We start from the raw sequence: 17,916 nt of genomic DNA on the forward strand, positions 1-17,916 counted from the left end.
AGTTCGTGATGTGCGTCGATTATAAGTGCCTGGGCCAAATCCGTCCCGTCGAGGCTGTTTCAGACCTTCACATCGTCCCAAACCCCTGCGGCGATTGATGCAGGGGTCAGTGGGAGCGCGCAGATTTCCGAGCTGCCAGCGCGGCATTCCCCGGCCCATTGGCGCGGCGACCCGCCGGTACCGGGGGCGGGCAGGTACGGTAATATCGGCCCCAAGACATTCACCGCCGCGCCCCATTGGCGCTGGCGCACCATCTCGGAAGCATCTATGGCCCGCGGCATCAACAAAGTCATCCTCGTCGGCAACCTCGGCAACGATCCCGACACCAAGTACACCCAGGCCGGCATGGCGATCACCCGCGTCAGTCTCGCCACCAGCAGCATGCGCAAAGACCGCGAGGGCAACAACCAAGAGCGCACCGAGTGGCACCGCGTGGTGTTCTTCGGAAAGCTGGGCGAGATCGCCGGTGAGTACCTGCGCAAGGGTTCGCAGGTGTATGTCGAAGGCGAGCTGCGCTACGACAAGTACACCGGCCAGGATGGTGTGGAAAAGTACAGCACCGACATCGTCGCCAACGAGATGCAGATGCTCGGCGGCCGTGGTGAAGGCGGCGGCATGGGCGGCGATCGCCCGCAGCGCTCGCAGGCCCCGCGCCAGCAGCAGGGCGGCGGTGGCGGCGGTCAGGGTGGCGGCGGTCAGGATTACGCTCCGCGTCGTCAGCAGCCGGCCCAGCAGCAATCGGCACCGCCGATGGACGATTTTGCCGACGATGACATCCCCTTCTGAGCTAGGTTCAGTCGCTGCCTCATCCATGGAGGCCCGCATTGCGCGGGCCTTCTGCGTTGTCGCCACGGTCGCTTTGACGCAAGCAGGGCGTTCCGAAGATTCCAGCGCGCGGAGGTCAACCTTGCAGCACAACGGCGCCGACAACTTTGTCAGCGCTACACCGACGTACGATCCCGGCCGTTCTGCTTGGCGCGATACAGCGCCGAATCGGCGTCGTGCACGAAGGCGTCGGGTGTGAGTGGGGCGTCGCCCGGTTCGAAGGTGGCTGCGCCGACGCTGACGGTGACGTGCGTGCAGGTTGGGCTGGACAGGTGCATCAGGCCGAGTTCGGCGACAGCGCTGCGGACCGCATCGGCCAATCGTAATGCGCCGGCAGCGTCGGTCTGCGGCAGGATCATGCCGAACTCTTCGCCGCCATAACGTGCGGCGATGTCCTGGCTGCGTCGCGAGCATCCGGCAATCGCGCGGGCGACCAACCGCAGGCAGGCATCGCCATTCACATGACCATAGGTGTCGTTGTAGAGCTTGAAGTGGTCGACATCGATCATCAGCACCGACAACGGCGCCTGCAGGCGCATGGCTTCCTGCAATGCGCGCGATAGGCGATGGTCGAATGCGCGCCGGTTGGCGATGCCGGTCAACGCATCCACCCAGGCTTCGGTGCTCAGCCTGGCTTCGTTGCGATGCATGCGGCGCAATTGCAGGTCCAGCCAAATGCCAACCCACAGCAGCAGCGCAAAGCCGAGTGTGGCGATCACAATCCGCTGGCCTGCGGATTGCCGCCAGTTGGCCAGTGCATCGTCCACCGAAACGCCGGTCAGCACGGTCAACGGATATGGCCGCGCCGGTGCGAAACTGGAGATGCGCTCCACACCGTCGATCGGCGACCGATACGTTGCGGTGCCATGTTTGCGCGCGTGAATGGTGACGTAGATCAATGTGCCTGCGATCGAAGTACCGATCACGCCCGGCTTGTCGGGCCGGCGCACTAGCACGATGCCATCGTCGTTAGTCATGCCAATCGTGCCGTTCGGGCCAATCTCGAAGGTGTTGTAGTAGTTCTGGAAATACTTCAGTGGCAGGGTGACCAGCACCACACCGGCAAAGTCCCCGCTGGGTGTGTTGAGTCGGCGGCTCAGCGTCAGTACCCAACTGCCGTCGGAGCGGCTTTGCACCGGTGGGCCGACCAGCGACATGGCATCGGGATGGTCGCGATGATACTTGAAGTAAGCGCGGTCGGCGTTGTTATGGGTTCTGGGGGTGCTGTCCAGCGATGAGCTCACCCAGCTGCCATCCGCTGCACAGATGAAGATGCCATGCAGCCGATCCGAGCGCTGTGCTTCGCGTACCAGAAAATCGTGCATCGCCGATCGCGCAATTATCGAAGCCTGATCGTGTTCGACGCGCGACACCAGCCCGGACAGCACCGCCTCGGCGATCGCCATGGTGTCGCTGGCATGTTGCGCCAGCGAATTGGCGAGGTTCAGCGACTGCGCTTCGGCAGTGCGCAGCGCGGTCGCGCGTTCTTCGTGGATGGACCAATATTCCGAACCGAGCAATAGCATCCACGAGATGGTCAACACGAAATGCAATGCGATGCGTTGTGCACGTTGTTGCCATCGCTTGGTTATTGATGTCACTGTGGCTACCTGTCCGGACACCAAGGCGATGCAACCGCTGTGCCAGCGTAAGCGTCCACTCGCGCGCGGCTGCGTGCATTTGTAAAGACACAGTGCTGATCTGTGATTCGCGCCTCATGCAGTGAGCAACAGTCCGCTTTCACGCATGACTGCAGGCGTTGTCCGTTCTGCTTGGGTCCGATTCGTAAAGCACCAAAGGTCATCCATCGCTGCGCGCGATGCAAGCCGGCTCGACTGCGACCTCATCACGTTGCGCGTGTTATCCCGAAGACTGATTTGAAGTCGGGAGGTATCCATGCGCACCATGCGTTTGCGTCATTCCGCAGGAATCGCGTCGCTGCGACCTGTTGACTTACCTGATCCAGAACAGCCTGCATGTGGTCAGATCCGCGTGCGCTTGCATGCGAGCTCTCATGATTTTCATGACTTAGGGATCGTGCTGGGTCAGATGCCGGCTGCGGACGGACATATTCCGATGTCAGACGGTGCCGGTTTAGTCGAGGCGGTCGGGCCGCAGGTCAGTGAGCGCCTGGAGCAGGGCGGGCGTGTGGTGGAGCAAACCGACATCACCGATATCGGTACCGGCTCCTACACCATCATTGCGCAGACCGCTGCGGAGATAATGGGCGTTCCGTCGAACTGGGTGCACGTGCGGTTGGGCGATGCCAGCGTCAATCACGACCTGGCAGGTTACGAAGTGCCTGTGCATGCGGATATCCCGCATCAGAAAGTGGTATTCCTGGAAGAAAGCGACCCACTGTCGTCGCCGATGAAGGCCAAGGGCGTAGGCGAGCTCGGCATCTGCGGTGTGGCTGCGGCGATCGCTAATGCGGGCTTCAACGCCACCGGCGTGCGCGTAGGCGATTACCCGGTCACGCTCGACAAGCTGCGTGCCCACCTGCCCGAGCTACAGCGCGCGTGAGTGAAGCCGTAGCCACGGTCACGCATGCCGCGCCGGCGTGGCCGGCATGGCCGAGCTACGCACTGCACGATGATCTGCTGCCGACGCTGACAGCCTGGTATCGGGCTGGGCAGCGTGTAGCGATTGCCACGTTGATCGACATTCGGGGCTCGTCACCGCGCCCCCTGGGCAGCGAGATGGCGATCAGCGCAGACGGCCGGGTCGCCGGTTACGTGTCCGGGGGGTGCGTGGAGGCAGCGGTGGCGCATCAAGCCATGGCAGCACTGCGCGATGGTCGGTCGCGCTGGCTGGATTACGGCCAGGGCAGCGAAGTGCTGGACATCCAGCTCAGCTGCGGCGGCCGCATCGGCGTGCTGGTGTGGCCGGTGCCGGATCTGGGCGAGCATCTGGAACGTTGGCGCAACGCGCGCCAACACCATCGGGCGTTTCATGTGGCGCTGAATCGCGATTCCGGCGCGGTGCGTTATCCGGTCACTGCGCAGGATGCACGTCCCGGTGAATTCTTGCGCACGCATCGTCCACCGTTGCGACTGGTGCTGGTCGGCGCCGATCCTGCGCTGCTGGTGTTGGTCTCATTGGCCAGCCAGATGGGTATCGAGGTGCGCGTGCTGCGACCGCATGGGCCCAGTGAACCACCGCCGCGACTGGCTCCGGAGCATTACGACCGTCGCGGTTTGAGCCAGGCACTGAAGGATCTGCATCTGGATGCAGACACCGCGCTTTATAGCCTGGCGCACGATGGCGATATCGATCTGCAGGTCGCATGTCGCGGGCTTGCGTCCAACGTTGCCTGCGTCGGCATCCTGGGCAGCCGACACAAGCGCGAAGGTCGTCTACAAACGCTGCGTGCACTCGGACACGACGATACCGCGCTTGCGCGCTTGCGACTTCCCGCCGGCTGGCGCATGGGGCGCTCGTCGCCGCACACCATCGCACTTGGCATCATTGCCGAGGCGACACAGGCGGTGGCGGACACGCAGTCTGTTGCGGTGGGTGGCTACGACCTCAGCACTTGGCGTGCTATGCCACCTGGCAGATCGTCGTGACCGCAGCACCGCCCAGACGTCGCCTGTCTGTTCTCCAGCGCAAAGCAGCAGCTGCGACCGTTGAAGCATTCGTTTGAATCAATCATTTGAAGCAGTCGTTACGCTGCGAGCTTTTCGATTATCAGCAACTCCAATTCCAGCCAGGCGGATATGTCTGTGGGGCGCACAGGAGGCAGCGAGATACAGATTCACTGCTGAGCTGCCAAGACGTCTTCGACGCGCGGCGTCACGCTGCTTGCTGCGGGTATTGAACCAACGCCGTGCGTCGAACTGACGCAGCACTTGGGAAACAAGGAAATATGGCCGAAAGCGGACTTGCGCACGGACAGCGCGGCCACGCGCAACACGCAGTCACCTCGCACGCACAGTCGGCTCTTTACGCTGAGCTCGTCTTCATTATGCACGACGTCGCCATGACCATTTTTTTCGATCGCCACCACAACGCACCTCGCGACAAGATGCCTCGTCGGCTTTTCGCAACATCAGATCGCCCGCGCAATGCACACCTGGCAGCACTTGACGCTTTATCAATACCGCAACTGGCTATGCGCCATCTTTCATCCATCTCTGCCGGCTGCAGCGCGTGAGCAGCGATCACGCCGCGCTGGTCTTGGCCGCCGGCGCGGGGCGCCGGCTGGGCCGTTGGAAGCAACTGTTGATGCGCGATGGCGAGCCCCTGCTACGCCGCGCCGCACGCATTGCGCTACAAACGTCGCCGCGCCGTTGTGTGGTGGCGTTGGGTGCCGAAGCCGACGCATTGGCCGAGGTCTTGCACGGCCTGGATGTGGAAATACTTCGGCATGCCGACTGGTGTGTAGGCATGGGTTCCAGCTTGGCGGTGTTGCGCCAACATGTGCAGGACGACACGCCGTTGCGCCGCAGCTTGATCCTGGGCTGCGATCAACCTGCACTGGACGCACCGCACCTGCGCGCGCTGCTCCAAGAGGCCGGGCACGCCGCTTCGGGCTGTGCCATCAGTGGTTATGCCGGGGTCCGCGGCATTCCTGCAGTGGTCACCCACGCCGTCTGGGCAGACGTCCCGCTGCAGGCCGATAGCGGCTTGCGCGGCCTGTTTGCCAGCCTGGATGTGCAGACACTGGGCTGCGTAAGCGCACCGGCGCTGGCCTTGGATATCGACACGCCTGCCGATCTGGCGGCGGCGCAGCGGCGCGGCTGGGTGGATCTGGACTGAGACGCCGTAACGGGCGCGGGTCGGCGATCTCCGTCAGCCTCAGCCTTCAAGCGGCCAGGGAAGCGGACTGCACGGCTGGCAAATGACGTGTCGTCATCGGCATATCCACACGTGCGAGACGCATTGCGCGCAGGCCGCACTGCACGGCGACCGCATGCCAGGCAGGCTCCGAATCGATGGCGGGGTTTGCGCAGACGTCCAGGTCGGCTAGATTCATTACCATCGGCCGCTATTGGCCCGATCCGCACGCTGGCGGCTACTTTTCTGGATGTTCGCCCGTCGTGAATGCCGCCGGTTTTGCGCTGATTCAAAACGATATCATCGTCTTCGGCCTGATCGCCGCCACCCTGGGGGCGGTGTTCTGGACCTCCTCGCGCGAGCAGGGCGTGTGGCGGCGCTTTTATGCCGTGGTACCGGCCTTGTTGCTGTGTTATCTGCTGCCAGGCATCTACAACACGGTCGGTCTGATCGACGGCACCAACACCCGCCTGTACAACCCGATCGCGCGCGACGTTTTGCTACCGGCAGCGCTGATCCTGCTCACATTGAGTATCGACCTGCGCGCGATTCTGGGGCTGGGGCCAACGTTGGTCGCGATGTATCTGGGCGCATCGCTGAGCATCATGCTGGGCGCGGTGGTCGCGTTCTGGGTGATGCACTGGCTGCATCCGGCCACAGTGGCCGGCGACACCTGGGCCGGAATGGCGACGTTGGCCGGCAGTTGGATCGGCGGCGGTGCCAACATGCTGGCGATGCGTGAGGTCTTCGATGTGGATGCCACCACCTTCGGCCAGTTCGCCGTAGTCGATGTCGGCGTAGGTTACGTATGGATGGCTGCGCTGATTTTCATGGCCGTGTACGCCCGCAAGATCGATGCGCGCAGCGGCGCGGATAGGCGTGCGCTGGATGCCTTGCAGGAGCGCATGGCGCTCTTCCAAGCCGAACATGCGCGCATTCCCAGCCTGGCCGATTTGATGGTGATCGTAGCGGTGGCATTTGGCGGGGTCGGCTTGGCGCATGCGCTCGCCAACCCGCTCGCTGCATGGTGCAAGACGCATTCGAGTTGGGCCAGTCAGTTCAGTCTGGATACGCCGTTTGTGTGGGTAGTGGTGTTGGCGACCAGTCTGGGCCTGCTGCTGAGCTTGACCCGCGCACGCACGCTCGAAGGCGCGGGCGCCTCCAGGATCGGCACGCTGCTGCTGTATTTCCTGATCGCCTGCATCGGCATGCAGATGGATCTGTTGGCGCTGCTGGACCGGCCGTGGCTGTTCCTGCTCGGCCTGATCTGGATCGCTGCCCACATCGCGCTGCTGTGGGGTCTGGGCCGCTTGTTGCGGGTGCCATTTTTCTATTTCGCGATCGGCTCGCAATCCAACATCGGTGGCCCGGCCTCCGCGCCGGTGGTCGCTGCCGCTTTCCATCCGGCATTGGCACCGGTCGGGGTGTTGCTGGGCACGATGGGCTACGCCACCGGCACCTGTCTGGCGTATCTGGTCGGCATTACCTTGCGCGCGATGGCGGGTGCATAGCGCGCCTCACAAAGATGTTGCGTTTCAGCAGTCATAATTGCGCCTCTTTGCGGAGGCCGCTTACAGATGCAGCGATTCGAGCTACTGATCAGTGACTGCGATGGCGTTCTTGTCGACAGCGAGATATTGGCCGACCGGGTGATGTGTGAGGCGCTGGCGGGATTCGTTCCGGTCCAGGCGTTGGAGCATCTGCTGGGAACGACCTTCGGGCAAACCACGCGTGACATGTTGCGGCTGGTCCAAGAGCGCTTCGCGCTGCAGTTGCCGGACACCTTGCTGGCGCAGATCCAGGCGCGTAGCGAAGCGCTTATCGAGGCCGAGGTACAGCCGATTCCAGGCGTGCGCCAGGCACTGGAACAGATTCCGTTGCCGTTGGCAGTGGCCTCCAATAGCCGCTGCCATAATGTGATTGCATCGGTGGAGCGGGTTGGGCTCAGCGCCCGGGCTGCTGGACGTATCTTCGGTGCCGATATGGTGGAGCGGCCAAAGCCTGCACCGGATGTCTATCTGCTAGCCGCACGTACAGCCGGTGTGGCGCCGGAGCGTTGTCTGGTGATCGAGGACAGCCTCACCGGTGCGAGCGCGGCATTGGCCGCAGGAATGCAAGTGCTGGGTTTTACCGGTGCCAGCCATATTCCACATGGGCACGATGAGAGGTTGCGTCGTATCGGCGTGCTTGAGGTGTTCGACGCCATGCGCGACTTGCCGGAATTGTTCGAATGCCTCGTACGGAAGCAAGCTGGCTGAACGCGCATTGAGCGGCGCGGCGATGCAGCGTGGGGCGCGTGCTCAAGACATAACAAGCTCCAGGGTGTTATTTCGTCGCAGCTGATTCGAGGCGCGGGCTCAACATCCCGCCGCGTCAGTGCAGTTTCAACAATGTCTTTCAGGCCAGCTTTCGGAAGCTATCGATTTTTCGGAACGCATCGACGCAACAGGGCGCGATTCGCATCGCGCCCTGTTGCGTTTCAACCCGTCAATCTCATCTCAACAGCAGCGAAATCCGCTCTTGCCGCCATAGCGCGCGTCCTGGCGTTCGCGGAAAAAGGCGGGGTAGTCCATCACCGATTTGTCGGGATGTTTTTCCAGCATGTGGCGTACGTAGTTGTCGTAGTCGGGAATGCCGCAACACAGGCGTGCGGTCTGTATCAGGCGCCGCCAGATGCGGCGATGCACCTGATATTGGCTGGCCACAACGAGTTGGGTGCCCATTACATGTCCGCCATCTGGTGTGGCTGCAACGCCACGTACGGAGTTTGGCGATCGCTACGTTGCGGGTTGCGGCGCGCAACGATGATCGTCTTGACCGCGTAAATCAGGATCGAGCACACCACGAACAGAAACAGCACGGTCAGACCGGCGTTGACGTAGGCATTGGTGACGATCTGCTGCATCTGCGCCACCGTCTTGGCCGGTGCGGTGACGGTGTTGCTGGCGATAGCGGCCTGAAACTTGTGCGCCTGCGCCAGGAAGCCCTGGGCCGGGTTGCTGTCGAAGATCTTGATCAGCCCGGCGTAGGTCGTGCACAACAGCAGCCACAGCGCCGGCATGATGGTGACCCAGGCGTAGCGATCGCGCTTCATCTTGAACAGCACCACCGTGCCCAGCATCAATGCAATACCTGCCAGCATCTGGTTGGAGATGCCGAACAACGGCCACAGCGTCTGGATGCCGCCGAATGGATCGATCACGCCGGTGTAGAGCAGATAGCCCCACAGCGCCACGCAACCGGCGGTGGCGATTATGTTGGCAGTCCACGAGTCGGTCTTCTTCAGCGCCGGGATGAAGTTGCCCAGCAGGTCCTGCAGCATGAAGCGGCCCGCACGCGTGCCGGCGTCCACTGCAGTCAGAATGAACAGGGCTTCGAACAGGATGGCGAAGTGGTACCAGAACGCCATGGTGTCTTCGCCGGGCAGCAGCTGGTGCAGGATCTGCGCAATGCCGACTGCCAGCGTGGGGGCGCCGCCGGCACGTGCCAGGATGCTGTGCTCGCCGATGTCGCGCGCGGTGGCTTCCAGGACCTCGGGCGTGATCGCAAAGCCCCATTCGGACAGCTTGGCCGCGACCGCCACCGTGTCGGTGCCGACCAGTGAGGCCGGGCTGTTCATCGCGAAATAGATGCCAGGCTCGATGATCGAGGCCGCCACCAGGGCCATGATCGCCACGAACGATTCCATCAACATGCCGCCGTAGCCGATGTAACGCATGTGGCCCTCGTTGGCGAGCAACTTTGGCGTGGTACCGGAGGCGATCAACGCGTGGAAACCGGACACCGCCCCGCAGGCGATGGTGATGAACAGAAACGGGAAAATGCCGCCTTTCCACACCGGGCCGTCGCCGGTGGAAGCGAACCGCGTCAGCGCCGGCATTTGCAGATCCGGCATCACGACCAGAATGCCGATCGCAAGTGCCATGATCGTGCCGATCTTGAGAAAGGTTGACAGGTAGTCGCGCGGCGCCAGCAGCAGCCACACCGGCAACACTGCGGCGACGAAGCCATAGCCGATCAACATCCAGGTGATCTGCCTGGCGGTGAAGGTGAAGGCCGGACCCCAGCTTGGATCGGCGGCGACCTTGCCGCCCAACCAGATCGCGCCTAGCAACAGCACCAGGCCGACCACCGAGATCTCGCCGATCTTGCCGACACGGATATAGCGCATGTACACCCCCATCATCAGCGCGATCGGCATCGTCGCGATCACCGTGAACATGCCCCACGGGCTTTCGGCCAGCGCCTTGACCACCACCATCGCCAGCACCGCCAGGATGATGATCATGATCAGGAATGCACCGAACAAGGCGATTGTGCCGGGCACCTGACCCATTTCCTCGCGCACCAGATCGCCCAGCGAGCGGCCGTTGCGACGGCTTGAGAGAAATAGCACCACGAAGTCCTGCACCGCACCGGCAAACACCACGCCCACCACCAGCCACAGCAAGCCTGGCAGGTAGCCCATTTGCGCGGCGAGCACCGGGCCGACCAAGGGCCCGGCGCCAGCGATCGCGGCAAAATGATGGCCAAACAGCACGTGCTTGTTGGTGGGTACGTAGTCCAGGCCGTCGTTGTTGGCGACGGCGGGCGTGGCGCGGGTGGGATCCAACTGCAGCACGTTGTCGGCGATGAACAGGCTGTAGAACCGGTAGGCGATCAGATAGATCGACACCGCAGCCACCACGATCCACAACGCGTTGATGTGTTCGCCACGCCGCAGCGCCACGGTACCCAGGCAGAACGCAGCCAGCAGCGCCAGCGCGCTCCAGGCCAGCTTCGAGAACCCTTTCATGCATGCCCCTCAGTAACGATTCACCTAAGGGTCGCCTCGTAGCCTGCCTGCGGTCAATGGTGCCGTTCCGGGTCGAGGTAAAACGTTGGTTGTAGAGCGTCTTGTTGCGGTGTGCCCGGTTGCACTGGTGCGGCGATGGCTTTTGGAAAGATCGGTTGCGCAGGTCACCATTGGGCCACGTGCCTGGGACATCCATTGTGTAATCCACATAACCTTGAACAGGGAGAGCCCGATGAGCGCAACCACCACCGCAGCGACGCATGTGCTGGGTACGATTCGCGGCATCTCCACCTCCAATGGGTCAGGTGTCAGCTGACCCGCGCGATCGGCATGCCGCAACTGCCCGAGCTTGACTCCTTCAGGAAGGCCGATTTTGACGTTCGTTGACCGGTGAGATGTAGCAATGTTGAATTTTTCTTATTTTCGAGACCAACGGCATTTGCGGCGTGATGGTGACTCTAGTGGATGATATTGCTCAAATCGAGACCGCTATTTATGTCAAGTTCGCGAGGATTGTGTGGCGTATTTGCCTAATTTTCTTGAATTCTAGATGGTCCGCAGCAGCGAATTGCGCGCGCTGCATATCGTATGTCCAATGAAGTCGCGTGCTGCAAATGCAGCACGCATCACCGACATCGGCTATCCACTGAAGTTCAGGAGGCGAAATGCGTAAAATTTCTCGTAATTCTTATGTGCTTATAGGGTTTTCTTTGAGCCTGATCTGCGCGTTCGCACATGCGAAGAACCTTGTCGGGTCAGCGATTGTCAATAATTCGTCGACGGCCGTTGCGTTGATGTACTCCTACGGCAGGTCGGTAGATTGCTATGTCATTCCACGACCTAATAAAGCCGGTCAGGGCGTCGGAGGACCTACGCTGGTTCCTAATCGGGCGTACAAAGTGGTTGCAATGAGAACCTCCGATTGCTTGAACGGTACCGGCATCGCCGGATTGACTGCCATAGTCAGAACATCAAAAAGCCCAACGATCCATATCGAGACTGATTACATAAATGTCACCTATAGATAGTCAGTCAAGCTCACAACTATCCACGCGCGTCGCTGCATTACGACGCTGGGCGCGCGTTGGTTGAGTCAGCGCTGCAACGCCAAGCTGGCCGGCTGCAGATCCATGTTCTGCACCAGCGACTGCATGGAGGCGAGTTCTTCGGTGTTCTCACCATCGATCCATAGCTGTGCGTAACGCTTCTTGCCCAGCTCAACCACCGTGACGCGGCGGGATTCTATGCCCGGTATTTCACGGCCGCCCAGGTCGAGCTTGTACCAGTAGAAATCTTCCTGCTGGATCTGGCCCTTCTCGGCGCGGCGGTCGCGTGCCAGTGCAATGGCCGGGTCGCGGGTGGTGAGCATGAGGCCCAATATTTGCCGACCATCGGCGGTCACGGCTTTGCAGACCAGATAATCGGCGCCTGCGAGCGTGTTCCATTGCAGGCCGGAGGCCGGCGGCAACGGCGGGCAGACTGGCGAGGTTTGCGCATGAGCGGTGACGGCAGCCAATAGCAAGCTCAGGCCAACAAGACAGGATGCGGACTTCATTCAAGGATTCCCCGGCGATGGATGACTGCGCAGAGACAACCCCGTCTAGCGTGTCGTTGCAGCAGCCGTGCGCTTCCCGCCTCCAGCTGTGCTTCGCACGCAACGTGCCTCCAATCTACAGCCTCATCACTATCACAGTGGCGGCTGCAAGCTCAAGCGGGGTCGCAAAGGTTGGCGCAATCGGCTGTGCGCCAAGGTACTTCCGTTATGAGATCTGTGAGGAACCTCTGAACAAATCCCTGGATGGACGACGCTGCAGCAGTGGCATGCGCTGCGATCCGTCAATGGAAGAGCCCTTGCACGAGATTCCGAGGTTGCTCCGTTTTGTTCAGCTCGGTGGCCTGGACACGATTCCCGACGCGACCACGATTCTCAACGTTCGCCGCTTGCTGGAGACGCACATCAAAAGCGCTGATTGAATTCGTAAGACGCTGGTCGATTGTTCAAACCTTCCCATGTTTGCAATAAGCAAGGATGGATGAATTCCTTGTCGTCGCCGGGAATGCTGCCGAAACCACCGGCCTGCCAGTCGTCCTTGGTCTGTTCGATACGCTCTTTGGAACTGGACACGAAGTTCCACCATTGGGGGTGCGGGCCATCCAGCGGCTCGCCGCCGAGCAGTATCGCCTTGAGCGGCGTCTTGGCGCGCAGGCGCCCGCGGGTGCCGGGCGAGGGCACGATCAGGTGGCGGGCCGGTACGTCGGCGCCATCGAGTTGTGCTTGGCCTTCCAGGATGTACAGCGCACGCTCGGCGTGGCTGGGGTCCGGATCGATCTCGGCATACGGCTCCAGGTCCAGCGCCACACTGAGCGTGCCGCTAAACACTTGCACCGGCGATTCTTCGCCATAGGCGCAGCCGGCCATCACGCGCAGCCACACGCCATCGCGGCGTTGCTGCGGCAGGCTGGGGGTGGCGTGGGCGATGCCGCAGCCGACGGTCATCCAATTGAGGTCGTCGGCGCGGATCATTAGGCATGCCGCTACAATCCAGGGCCGCATGACCCATGCATTCCCCCAACCGAGACCGTCGCAATGACCCGCAAACTCGTACTGCTGCGCCATGGCCAGAGCAAATGGAACCTGGACAACCGTTTCACCGGCTGGGTGGATGTGGAACTTACCGAACAAGGCCGCCAGGAGGCCGCTGCGGCCGGCAAGCTGATGAAGGATGAAGGGCTGCAGTTCGATGTCGCCCACACCTCGGTGCTCAAGCGCGCCATCCACACGCTGCAGGGTGCGTTGAAGGAACTCGATCAGGATTGGCTGCCGGTGTCCAAGAGCTGGCGCCTCAACGAGCGCCACTACGGCGGCCTGCAGGGCCTGGACAAGGCCGAGACGGCGGCCAAGCACGGCGAAGAACAGGTCAAGAGCTGGCGCCGCTCGTACGACATTCCGCCGCCGGCGATAGACGTCAACGACCCCGGTCACCCGTGCCACGACCGTCGCTACGCCACGCTGGATCGCAACGCATTGCCGGGCACCGAGTCGCTGGCGACCACGCTGGTGCGCGTGCTGCCGTATTGGCACGACGCGATCGCGCCGCAGTTGAAGGCCAGGCAGACCGTGCTGGTGACCGCGCATGGCAACTCGCTGCGCGCGCTGTACAAGTATCTCAACGACGTGTCGAACGAGCAGATCCTGGAGCTCAACATTCCAACCGGCATCCCGCTGTTGTTCGAGCTGGACGACAATCTGCAGGTGCAAAGTTTCCGTTACCTGGGCGACCCGGAAGCGGCCAAGCGCGCCGCCGAAGCGGTGGCCAATCAGGGCAAGGCGAAGTGATCGATGCGTTCGGTTGATGCGCTGCGCGCGTTGCGTGTGGCGCATGCGGGTGTTCGCACCATGCGGTCGAAAAACCCGCAGTGTGTTGAATGAAAGCGCTGCGTATTCATGAGCCGAGCATGCATCGCAATGTGGTGTGTCGGCGGGACATGATGTCCGGACAAGCGTAGAAGTCAGCAGATGAGTGCCACGCATTGCCGCACGTCTGTAGCGACCTTGGGATTGCTGCTTGCAGGTGGCAGCGTTGCGTTTGCTGCGCTGGCCAATGGCAGTGTCTCCAGTTCGGCGATGATATTGGCTTGCTCATCTGGGTGCTCGGTGTGCTGATGCTGGCGTTCAGTCTGTGCGGAGCTGTGCTACAGATGGAAGCGTCGGCCGATGCAGCGTCCGGGCATAAGGCCGCGCTGGTGCTCATGTTGTAGGCGTTTCCGGCTATACCTGTTGATGGCACCGTTTTACGAGCGCAAATAACCGCAGTCTGATGGCGCGTTGTTGCGTCGGGTTGCAGGGTGGCTGGTTGAGCGGCAAACAGATTGTGAAGCGTCTATGCGGTAGGCGCGTATGTGCTCCGTAAGTCGCAGCGTCTTTTTCGATAAGAGCGGCTAACAAAACGACTGCCCCGCCGCCAGGCGGGCGCGGCCGATGCTCGGAATCGGCATATACCACGCGTACACTCCGGTTCCTGCGCGCCGTCCGCACCCACCTGACGACTGCTCGCTACGTTTTGTTAGCCGCTCTTACGCTTGAGGACAATGGCGGTGAGCACCTCATCAAGCCGCTTGCAATCAGGGAAGTTGGCCCCGGTCACGACGATCAACAACGGGACGCTACGGCCGTCCACCAGCAGGTGGCGCTTGCTGCCTTTTTTCCCCGATCCGTTGGGTTAGGCCCCGCAGCTTGCTGTGCCAGCGGCGCCTTCATCATCGCGCCGTCCACGCTCTCCCAGCGCCAGGCAATGCCCTGCATCTGGTCGTACTTCGGCAAGGCCAGCCTTCCTACAGCGCCCCAAAGAAGCCCGCAGCTTCCCATTCCAGCAAGCGCTTACGGATGGCGCTTGCGCTGCCGAAGCGTTCCTTGGGCAGCGCCTTGCACTGGCAGCCGGTGCGCAGCACGTAGACGATGGCCTCCAACACCCGTCGAGCCGGCTTCGCGGGCCCGCACCGGGCTTGCGTACGTATACCCTGTCGGCCATTGCACGCGCAGGAACCAGCGGTTCTACCTGCTGCCAGAACGCATCGGTTATCACCCATGACGCTACACGTTTGGCCATGATTTCGATCCAGCGCCGCGTATCATGCGGTTCGAATCGATAGGTTACCTATTTGCGGATAAATTCTTGGTCAGCAACCCGCACGCTGTCGCGCCCGCCGTTCTTGGCCAGATATAGCGCAGCATCGGCGCGCGAAAACCAGTCTTGCCAATGGGTCTCGCCATCATGGCGCGCAGCACCCAGCGAAACGGTGATGCGACCCCCCGGACCGCGCAAGCCATTGCGGATCACCTTGCGCAAACGTTCGGTGGCCGCCTCCAGTTCCGCAAGCGAACCGGCGCGCAGCAGCACCACAAATTCTTCGCCGCCAAAGCGGAAGACCTGATGCGGCTCGCGCACTTCGAAACGCAGGATCGTCGCCAGATCCGACAATGCCGCATCGCCTGCGGCATGCCCGTACAGATCGTTGACCTCTTTGAAATGATCCAGATCCAAAATGATCAAGCTGTTGAGCCGATCTTGCGGATGACGCTGATCGATCTGATAGGTGAGCGCACGTTCGAGCATGCGGCGGTTAGGCAAGCCGGTCAGCGCATCCAGTGAGGCCAGCTCTTCCAGATGCACGCGGTCGTTTTGCATGCGCAGCGAGAACGCGTAGCCTACCGCCAGCGTCACCAAGGTTACCGCCACAGTCGATGCACCCTGACCCGCACTGACGATCAAGCCAGGCAAAAACAACAATGCCGCCAACAGCGGCAAGCTCAACAACACCGCACGTGGTGGTTCGCACAGAAAATAATTCGTGGCCAATACCGGAAACAACCAGGGCAGGGCGCCATCGCCACCGGTCCAACACGCCACCAGACAACCGCCGACATTGATTGAGGCCAGCCAGACCCCTCCAGCACCAGTATGTTCGGCACTGCGCATCTGCCAGCCGCGCCACACCGCGAGCAGGCCCAACAAGGCAGTGATGATGCACGCAACCGCTTGACCGGTCATGGCCAGGTAGACCGCATGGATGCAAAGCAGCAGCGCGGTGATTGGTCCAAGCATCTTGACGATGCCGAGGCGGAAATCTCGCCGCAGGTGGAGGATCACAGGGAAGGTTCTGTCGAAGTCGGCATTATTATCGGCCGGGCGTTGTCAAATTTGAGCATGTACGCATCGCCGTAACGTGTAGGAAAATGAAGCGTTGCAGTGCAGGACTTCGCACATCCTTGACGCCCCTGCCGCGACCGTATCTTTTTTGCCATCGGAGTTTGCCATGCCCACCCGGAAAGAACTCGATCCGCGCCTGGGTGCGCTGCAGGACCGACTACCGCAGCTGTTGGCCGATGAAGATGCGGATCTCGATTACCTCGATTTTCAGGCGCATGCCGAAGCGGTGCTGAGTAGCGCCTAGCCGGACGACGCAGCCTATGTGCGCACGCGCATCAATGGCATGCTGGCTGGTGCCTGACTGATTCCAAACCAAACGACGACGATGGCTGTGCCTGTCGGTAATGTCTTGATATAATTAAAATTGCATACATCCGATGGATCATCTATGCTAAAGCGCACACGCTGATCGCTGCCAGCACGCGGTCGCCGCCACCATGTCCATGCAGATCGTTGAGCTCCACATCCAGCATCGGCACCGGTAACGGTAAGGGTAAGGGTTGCATCTGGCGCACGCAGCGCACCGGTTCGTGATTGAGTGCTTCTTCAAGATTGCGGCGGTTGTACAGGCCGGTCAGTGGACCGCAGATCGATTGCTGACGCAGCGTTTCCCGCAAACACAAGTTTTGCAGCGCCAGCGATAATTTCTCTGCTACTGCCTCTGCCATGGTCGATGAGGCAAGATCGCGTGGATCGTCGCTGCGCGGCACCAACATTTCCAACTGCCTGCCTTGCGCGGACAGCCGAATGCAGGCGGTACCCGCATGTGCCGGGAGATCGACGCCAGCATGCTGACACAGCACGCCCTGGCTGGCGTCCGTCACCACATGCGTGCGATCACGACGCAGCGCCCAAAAGATGTCCGTCGCGATGCTGGTTCTGTCGGCGGCGTCGGCCATCGTGCCCCAGGCGACCACCTCCTTGGTGCGATCGCGCGACGCACACGGCAGACGCATCGCGCCCGCGGCACGGGATATCAACGATGCAACAGTCAGTGCAGTGATTTCCACTGCTTCTCGGGCATCGCGACAGTTCTGCAGCAGACCGAAATAGCGCGCGCGCCTCTAGCGAGGTAGAGGTGCGTTCGAGCGCGGCAAACGACTCGATCAGGCGTTCGCTGGTATTGGCTGGCTTGGTGGCCGGCGTGCGCGCCGTTCCAGCTCGCGCGACAACAAGCGGTAAGCAAACAGCATCACCAGCAAGCCGCTGACGATGCCGATCGACTGCACCCAAAGCATCCACTGCGCACGGTGCGTGTCGGCTTCATGGCGCCTCACCAGCAGCTGCCGCTACGGTTTCGTCATGGCTTGTACCAGGCGACGCAGCGAAGAGGCAATTTGGAAAACGCCGCGCGCGATCAACGAGCGCTACGTTTTGTTAGCCGCCCTAAACACGAAAATCAATCTGCCGAGCAGCAAGGCCGAGGCGGCAAGGCGCTGCGCGCCCGACATGCTGGGCGTGCGACACGCCGGCCGGCTAGTCGATATCCGGCGAAGTGGCTTTACATTTGATAATTATGGTCGGCAACTGATGATCATGGTCGGCAACGACAGGACAAGTGGCCGACATGTGCCCGCCGGCCCCGTGCCGCCACGCACAGTGGCCGGCTGATTGGTTTACCATTCCTGTCCAAGATCACTTGCCAGAAGGTGGCCCGCGTCCCTCGCCGGCCCAGCGTGCGACATGAGCACTACCACCTCCTATTGCTGATTCGGCCTGCGTCAGCGGGCAAAGCGCCTGCTTGGCGCTGTGGTTGCCTCACCTTTTGCACCTTCTCTTTCCGAGCCTGTCCAGCAATGGGCAGATCTC

General features: G+C 61.6%; 15 protein-coding genes, 1 other RNA gene and 6 pseudogenes. 13 read left to right on the plus strand and 9 right to left on the minus strand.

Features of this window, described 5'->3' with window-relative positions:
• Nucleotides 1-267 precede the first annotated feature (267 nt).
• Nucleotides 268-786 carry a single-stranded DNA-binding protein gene (locus J5I97_RS06105; RefSeq protein WP_208590127.1) on the plus strand — a complete coding sequence of 173 codons (519 nt, stop codon included), beginning with the start codon at nucleotides 268-270 and terminating at the stop codon, nucleotides 784-786.
• Between the two features lie 155 nt (nucleotides 787-941).
• Here the strand turns inward: J5I97_RS06105 and J5I97_RS06110 are convergent, their stop codons facing one another.
• Complete coding sequence (locus tag J5I97_RS06110; RefSeq protein WP_371885836.1) at nucleotides 942-2,351, minus strand: sensor domain-containing diguanylate cyclase; 1,410 nt, start codon at nucleotides 2,349-2,351, stop codon at nucleotides 942-944.
• A gap of 370 nt (nucleotides 2,352-2,721) precedes the next feature.
• Here J5I97_RS06110 and J5I97_RS20345 point away from each other — a divergent pair.
• The 3 genes and pseudogenes from J5I97_RS20345 to J5I97_RS06120 all read left to right on the plus strand — a co-directional run.
• Nucleotides 2,722-3,003: pseudogene (locus J5I97_RS20345) on the plus strand (alcohol dehydrogenase catalytic domain-containing protein); the annotation flags it as partial.
• Nucleotides 2,977-3,348, plus strand: a complete 372-nt coding sequence (locus J5I97_RS06115) for a hypothetical protein (protein ID WP_345776699.1) — start codon at nucleotides 2,977-2,979, stop codon at nucleotides 3,346-3,348. The pseudogene J5I97_RS20345 and the gene J5I97_RS06115, both read left to right, overlap by 27 nt.
• Entirely contained in the window at nucleotides 3,345-4,394 is a 1,050-nt protein-coding gene (locus tag J5I97_RS06120) for an XdhC family protein (RefSeq protein WP_208590130.1), read from the plus strand. The genes J5I97_RS06115 and J5I97_RS06120 overlap by 4 nt, the downstream gene beginning before the upstream one ends.
• A gap of 188 nt (nucleotides 4,395-4,582) precedes the next feature.
• On the opposite strand, the gene J5I97_RS06125 is transcribed toward J5I97_RS06120, so the two are convergent.
• Nucleotides 4,583-4,831 carry a hypothetical protein gene (locus tag J5I97_RS06125; protein WP_208590132.1) on the minus strand — a complete coding sequence of 83 codons (249 nt, stop codon included), beginning with the start codon at nucleotides 4,829-4,831 and terminating at the stop codon, nucleotides 4,583-4,585.
• A gap of 146 nt (nucleotides 4,832-4,977) precedes the next feature.
• On the opposite strand from J5I97_RS06125, the gene J5I97_RS06130 reads away from it, so the two are divergent.
• The 3 genes from J5I97_RS06130 (at nucleotide 4,978) to J5I97_RS06140 (ending at nucleotide 7,862) form a co-directional block, all read left to right on the plus strand.
• Nucleotides 4,978-5,586 (plus strand): nucleotidyltransferase family protein, encoded by a 609-nt coding sequence (locus J5I97_RS06130; RefSeq protein WP_208590134.1) that lies wholly within the window; start codon nucleotides 4,978-4,980, stop codon nucleotides 5,584-5,586.
• A 281-nt stretch (nucleotides 5,587-5,867) separates the two neighbouring features.
• Nucleotides 5,868-7,115 (plus strand): DUF819 domain-containing protein, encoded by a 1,248-nt coding sequence (locus J5I97_RS06135; protein WP_208590141.1) that lies wholly within the window; start codon nucleotides 5,868-5,870, stop codon nucleotides 7,113-7,115.
• A gap of 66 nt (nucleotides 7,116-7,181) precedes the next feature.
• Nucleotides 7,182-7,862 (plus strand): HAD family hydrolase, encoded by a 681-nt coding sequence (locus J5I97_RS06140; RefSeq protein ID WP_208590143.1) that lies wholly within the window; start codon nucleotides 7,182-7,184, stop codon nucleotides 7,860-7,862.
• Nucleotides 7,863-8,102: 240 nt separating this feature from the next.
• Here the strand turns inward: J5I97_RS06140 and J5I97_RS06145 are convergent, their stop codons facing one another.
• The 3 genes from J5I97_RS06145 to J5I97_RS06155 form a co-directional block, all read right to left on the minus strand.
• Nucleotides 8,103-8,327, minus strand: a complete 225-nt coding sequence (locus J5I97_RS06145) for a YbdD/YjiX family protein (protein ID WP_208590150.1) — start codon at nucleotides 8,325-8,327, stop codon at nucleotides 8,103-8,105.
• On the minus strand, nucleotides 8,327-10,399 hold the full coding sequence (locus J5I97_RS06150; protein ID WP_208590152.1) for a carbon starvation CstA family protein: 2,073 nt from the start codon (nucleotides 10,397-10,399) through the stop codon (nucleotides 8,327-8,329). Before J5I97_RS06150 ends, J5I97_RS06145 begins: the two co-directional genes overlap by 1 nt.
• Nucleotides 10,400-11,492: 1,093 nt before the next feature.
• Nucleotides 11,493-11,954 carry a hypothetical protein gene (locus J5I97_RS06155; protein ID WP_208590154.1) on the minus strand — a complete coding sequence of 154 codons (462 nt, stop codon included), beginning with the start codon at nucleotides 11,952-11,954 and terminating at the stop codon, nucleotides 11,493-11,495.
• Between the two features lie 253 nt (nucleotides 11,955-12,207).
• Here J5I97_RS06155 and J5I97_RS06160 point away from each other — a divergent pair.
• Nucleotides 12,208-12,355 (plus strand): annotated as a pseudogene (locus J5I97_RS06160) (transposase); the annotation flags it as partial.
• A 1-nt stretch (nucleotide 12,356) separates the two neighbouring features.
• Here the strand turns inward: J5I97_RS06160 and J5I97_RS06165 are convergent.
• Nucleotides 12,357-12,923: pseudogene (locus tag J5I97_RS06165) on the minus strand (pirin family protein); the annotation flags it as partial.
• A gap of 63 nt (nucleotides 12,924-12,986) precedes the next feature.
• On the opposite strand from J5I97_RS06165, the gene gpmA reads away from it, so the two are divergent.
• Together gpmA and J5I97_RS06175 are read left to right on the plus strand one after the other, a co-directional pair.
• A complete protein-coding gene (gene gpmA / locus J5I97_RS06170; RefSeq protein ID WP_208590162.1) occupies nucleotides 12,987-13,736 on the plus strand; it encodes a 2,3-diphosphoglycerate-dependent phosphoglycerate mutase in 750 nt (249 codons plus the stop codon).
• Between the two features lie 657 nt (nucleotides 13,737-14,393).
• Nucleotides 14,394-14,469, plus strand: a non-coding RNA gene (locus J5I97_RS06175) — sX9 sRNA.
• Here J5I97_RS06175 and J5I97_RS06180 read toward each other — a convergent pair.
• Both J5I97_RS06180 and J5I97_RS06185 read right to left on the minus strand, forming a co-directional pair.
• Nucleotides 14,470-15,006 (minus strand): annotated as a pseudogene (locus J5I97_RS06180) (IS5 family transposase); the annotation flags it as partial.
• 48 nt (nucleotides 15,007-15,054) lie between these two features.
• The gene (locus tag J5I97_RS06185; protein ID WP_238135651.1) at nucleotides 15,055-16,002 is read right to left on the minus strand and encodes a GGDEF domain-containing protein; all 948 of its coding nucleotides are present in this window, start codon (nucleotides 16,000-16,002) and stop codon (nucleotides 15,055-15,057) included.
• On the opposite strand from J5I97_RS06185, the gene J5I97_RS19820 reads away from it, so the two are divergent.
• Together J5I97_RS19820 and J5I97_RS06190 are read left to right on the plus strand one after the other, a co-directional pair.
• Nucleotides 15,964-16,122 (plus strand): hypothetical protein, encoded by a 159-nt coding sequence (locus tag J5I97_RS19820; protein ID WP_238135750.1) that lies wholly within the window; start codon nucleotides 15,964-15,966, stop codon nucleotides 16,120-16,122. The two genes, J5I97_RS06185 and J5I97_RS19820, sit on opposite strands and share 39 nt — an antisense overlap.
• Nucleotides 16,123-16,141: 19 nt before the next feature.
• Nucleotides 16,142-16,348 (plus strand): annotated as a pseudogene (locus J5I97_RS06190) (hypothetical protein); the annotation flags it as partial.
• Between the two features lie 148 nt (nucleotides 16,349-16,496).
• Here the strand turns inward: J5I97_RS06190 and J5I97_RS06195 are convergent.
• Nucleotides 16,497-17,474 (minus strand): annotated as a pseudogene (locus J5I97_RS06195) (GGDEF domain-containing protein); the annotation flags it as partial.
• On the opposite strand from J5I97_RS06195, the gene J5I97_RS06200 reads away from it, so the two are divergent.
• Nucleotides 17,410-17,718 carry a hypothetical protein gene (locus J5I97_RS06200; RefSeq protein WP_208590166.1) on the plus strand — a complete coding sequence of 103 codons (309 nt, stop codon included), beginning with the start codon at nucleotides 17,410-17,412 and terminating at the stop codon, nucleotides 17,716-17,718. The pseudogene J5I97_RS06195 and the gene J5I97_RS06200 sit on opposite strands and share 65 nt — an antisense overlap.
• Nucleotides 17,719-17,916 lie beyond the last annotated feature (198 nt).

It is taken from the genome of Xanthomonas fragariae, assembly GCF_017603965.1.
GTDB classification, from domain to species: domain Bacteria; phylum Pseudomonadota; class Gammaproteobacteria; order Xanthomonadales; family Xanthomonadaceae; genus Xanthomonas; species Xanthomonas fragariae_A.